5 protein-coding genes are annotated in these 3809 nt (G+C 66.3%); all 5 read right to left on the bottom strand.

Annotation, left to right across the window (positions count from 1 at the left end; all coding sequences use genetic code 11):
* Window positions 1-283, bottom strand: a 283-nt coding sequence (locus EOA29_RS28525; protein WP_127221923.1) for a MoxR family ATPase, incomplete at its 3' end; no start/stop codon positions are given.
* Window positions 284-290: 7 nt separating this feature from the next.
* Window positions 291-1295, bottom strand: a complete 1005-nt coding sequence (locus tag EOA29_RS43895) for a molybdopterin cofactor-binding domain-containing protein (RefSeq protein WP_126092981.1) — start codon at window positions 1293-1295, stop codon at window positions 291-293.
* A gap of 1 nt (window position 1296) precedes the next feature.
* Window positions 1297-2664: a xanthine dehydrogenase family protein molybdopterin-binding subunit gene (locus EOA29_RS43890; RefSeq protein WP_126092982.1), complete on the bottom strand. Its 1368-nt coding sequence runs from the start codon at window positions 2662-2664 to the stop codon at window positions 1297-1299.
* A gap of 11 nt (window positions 2665-2675) precedes the next feature.
* Window positions 2676-3158, bottom strand: coding sequence for a (2Fe-2S)-binding protein (locus tag EOA29_RS28510; RefSeq protein WP_127221922.1), 483 nt, complete (start codon window positions 3156-3158; stop codon window positions 2676-2678).
* A gap of 58 nt (window positions 3159-3216) precedes the next feature.
* A partial coding sequence (locus EOA29_RS28505; RefSeq protein WP_127221921.1) for an FAD binding domain-containing protein occupies window positions 3217-3809 on the bottom strand: 593 nt, incomplete at its 5' end.

The raw sequence follows: 3809 nt of genomic DNA, 5'->3' as shown, positions 1-3809 counted from the left end.
GCAACTGGCGCTGGTAGTTCCATTCGTAGAGCGCATGCGCGGCGTCGATGCCTTCATAGCATTGCAGACGCACCAGCTCGCGGCCGAGCAGTTCCGCAACCGCCTTCGCCGCTTCGGTCTTGCCGACGCCCGGCGCGCCTTCGAGCAGCAGCGGCTTGCCCAAGCGGATCGCCAGGAAGATCGCGGTTGCGAGGCCGTCGTCGGCCAGATAGCGTGAAGCGGCGAGGCGCGTGGCCACGGCCTCCGGCGAAGCCGCCACCTCAATTGCATCGGCGCGGGTCATCTTCCGCTCAGCCTGCGGCCTGCGCCTTCAGCGCGCGCAGGATGCGTTCGGGCGTGATCGGCAAGGTATCGACGCGAACCCCGACGGCGTCGAAGACGGCGTTGGCGACGGCCGGGATCTGCGGATTGGCGCACATCTCGCCCGGACCCTTGGCGCCGAACGGGCCGTCGGCGGAAGGGCGCTCCAGCACGATGATCTCGGTCTCGGCGAGATCGCCAGGTCCCGGCATCAGGTACTGGTTGAAGTCGGTGCCGCCATGGTCCCGGCTCGGATAATAGGGCTCGGTCGTCTCATAGAGCGCGTGGCTGATGCCCATCCAGGAGCCGCCGACAAGCTGCTGCTCGACCATCTTCGGATTAAGCGCACGGCCGATCTCGAAGACGTTCTTCACGGTGAGCACCGTCACCTCGCCGGTCTCGTCGTCGACCTCGACCTCCGCCACCGTGCAGGCATGGGCGTAGCAGGTCGAGGGCTTCATCGCGCCGGTCTCCTTTTCCGGATAGGAGCGCGGGATCAAGAACATGCCGCGCCCGGAGATCGAGCGGCCGCGCTTGAAATGCGCGGAAAGCGCGACATCGAAGATCGAGATCGATCGCTGCGGCGCACCTTTCACCAGTATGTTGCCCTGGCCATCGGTCTCCAGGTCGGAGGCATTCACCTCCAGCTCCTCGGCCGCCACTTCCAGCATAACCTGTCGGGCTTCCCTGGCCGCCTGGATGACGGCGTTGCCGGCGCGGTGCGTGCCGCGCGAGGCGAAGGTGCCCATGCAGTGCGGGCCGGTGTCGGTGTCGGCGGTGTCGATGACGACGCGGTCGGTCGGCACGCCGATGGTCTCGGCGCAGATCTGCGCCATGATCTGCTTCATGCCCTGGCCGAGATCGACGCTGGAGAGCGTCACCATGAAATTGCCGGTCGGCGTCGAATGCACCAGCGCCTGGGTCGGGTCGCCGCCGAGATTCATGCCGGTCGGATAGTTGATCGCGGCGACGCCGCGTCCGCGCCGTATCGCCATCTCAAGCTCCCTTCCTGTAGGAGGACATCGCCATGAACTTCTCCGCCACCGGCCAGTTGGCGGCGCGCGAGGCTTCCTGCATGCACTCGATCAGCGCCGCGCCCTCTGTCGGCTGGCGATGTGCCTTCATGTCGCCGTCGCGATAGGCGTTGATGAAGCGGAATTCGAGCGGGTCCATGCCGATCAGCCGCGCCAGCTTGTCCATCTGCACCTCCAGCGCGAAGTCGCCGATGGTGACGCCGAAGCCGCGCATGGCTGAGGAAGGGGTGCGGTTGGTGTAGACGCAGTAGGTGTCGATCCAGACATTCGGGATCGTGTAGGGCCCGGGATAGTGCGCGGCGCCCTTCTGCGCGCCATAGGGCGAATGGCGCGAATAGGCGCCGGCATCGGTATAGCCGGTCACCTTGCGCGCGACGATGCGGCCGTCCTTCATCACGCCGTCCTTGATGACGACCTTCTCGGCCGCGCGGGGCGAGGAGATCTGCATCTCTTCCTCGCGGCTGTAGATAAAACAGACCGGGCGTCCTGTTAGCTTGGCCCCGAGGATGGCGATCGGCTCGACGATGACGTCGACCTTGCCGCCGAAGCCGCCGCCGACGGTGCCGCCGACGAAGTGCAGCTTCGAGCCCGGCATCTGCAGGATGATCGAGGCGTTGTCGAGGGTGAAGAACATCGCCTGCGTGTTGGTGTAGCAGGTGAAGCGGTCATTGCCCTCGGGCGCCACAACGCAGCCGGTGGTCTCGGTCGGCGCGTGCTCGATCGGCGAGGACTGGTAGGTCTGCTCGAGGATGTGATCGGCCTCGGCAAAACCTGCCTCGACATCGCCGAAGCGCACCTTGCGGCACTCGCCGCTGTCATAGAGGTAATAGTTCTGGCCGTGATATTCGTTGACGATCGGCGCGCCGGGCTTCAGCGCTTCCTCCATGTCGAAGACGGCCGGCAGCACCTCGTAATCGACCTTGACCTTGGCGGCGGCTTCCTGCGCCGCGCGCTCGGTCTCGGCCAGCACCGCCACTACCGCTTCGCCCTTCCAGCGCACCTTGCCGTCGGCAAGCACGGTTTCGTCCTCGGGGCCGATCTGGATCAGGATCAGGATGGTGTAGACGTTGTGTGGCACGTCCTTGGCTGTCAGCACCCTCACCACGCCCGGATGCTTTTCCGCCTCCGACGTGTCGATCGAGCGGATGCGGGCATGGTGATGCGGGCTGCGCACCATCTTCAGATGCAGCATGCCGGGAAAATTGCGGTCGGAGAAATAGGCGGTCTTGCCGGTGACATGCCCTGGCGAGTCCAGTCGAGGACGCGGCTGGCCGATCTCGTTGAGGCCGTCCTTGCGGACATCGGCGAAATAATCCTTGCGCAGCTCCATGTCTGGTCCCCTCAGGCGGCGTTCTGCGAGTTGGCGCGCGCGGCGGCGAGCACCGCCTGGATGATCGGCTCGTAGCCGGTGCAGCGGCAGATGTTGCCGGACAGCGCCTCGACGACGTCCTCGCGGCTGGGGTTCGGCGTGCGGTCGAGCAGCACCTTGGCGGCCATGATCACACCCGGCGTGCAAAAGCCGCATTGGGTGGCGAAGGCATCGAGGAAGGCGCGCTGCAGCGGATGCAGGACACCAGCTTCGGCGAGACCGGCGGTGGGCCTGATGTCGGCGCCGTTGCAGGTCTCGGCCAGCGTCAGACAGGAGAGTTTCAGTTCGCCGTCGATGATGACCGAGCAGGCGCCGCAGGTGCCCTGGTGGCAGCCGCCCTTAGGCGAGGTATCGCCGATCTTGTCCCTGAGCGCGTGGAGCAGCGTCGTGCCGCTCTCGATGAATTCGGCTTTTTCGGAGCCGTTGAGCGTGAACTGAACCGGGACCTTTGCCATTCTTCCTCCCTGCGCGCCTGCCCGAATGACCGGACAGACGCGCGTCCCCCACGAATGTTTAACTCAGCAGCAGGCGCCCGAGATGGACCGGCAGCACCTCGGCTCGATACCAGGCGCTGGCGATCGGGTCGGTGATCGGTGCAATTCCTTCGCCAACAGCGGCAAGCGCCGGCGCGATCTCCTCGGACGTGAGCTTGCAGCCAAGCAACGCCTTCTCCGCGGTCTTGGCCCGCATCGGCCGATCAGCCATGCAGCCAAGCGCGATGCGGGCGGACGTCACCGTGCCGTCGGCGGCGCGCTGCAGGAGTGCCGCGATGCTCAGCACCGAGATGCCTTTCGGCTTCACGCGCGAGACCTTGAGGAAGCGGAAGCTATCCGCCTTGGGCAGGGAGAAGCCGACAGCCGTGACGATGGCGCGGCTGTCGTCGCGGCCGGCCAGAAAGGCTTCGATCGGCGTCTCGCCGGTCCCGGCAGTGACGGTTGCATCGAGCGCCAGCAGCGCCACGGCGAAATCGCCGTAAGGGGCAGGGGCGAACAGATTGCCGCCGACGGTCGCCATGTTGCGGATCGCCGGGCCGCCGACAGCGCGCGCGGCCGGTGCAACGGCGGCAAGATCGGGATGGCGGGCGGTCGCGGCCATGGTGACCGAAG

Source organism: Mesorhizobium sp. M1E.F.Ca.ET.063.01.1.1 (assembly GCF_003998155.1).
Taxonomy (GTDB): Bacteria; Pseudomonadota; Alphaproteobacteria; order Rhizobiales; family Rhizobiaceae; genus Mesorhizobium.
Note: the sequence above shows the minus strand (reverse complement) of the source record. Positions and strands in the feature narration are given on the sequence as shown.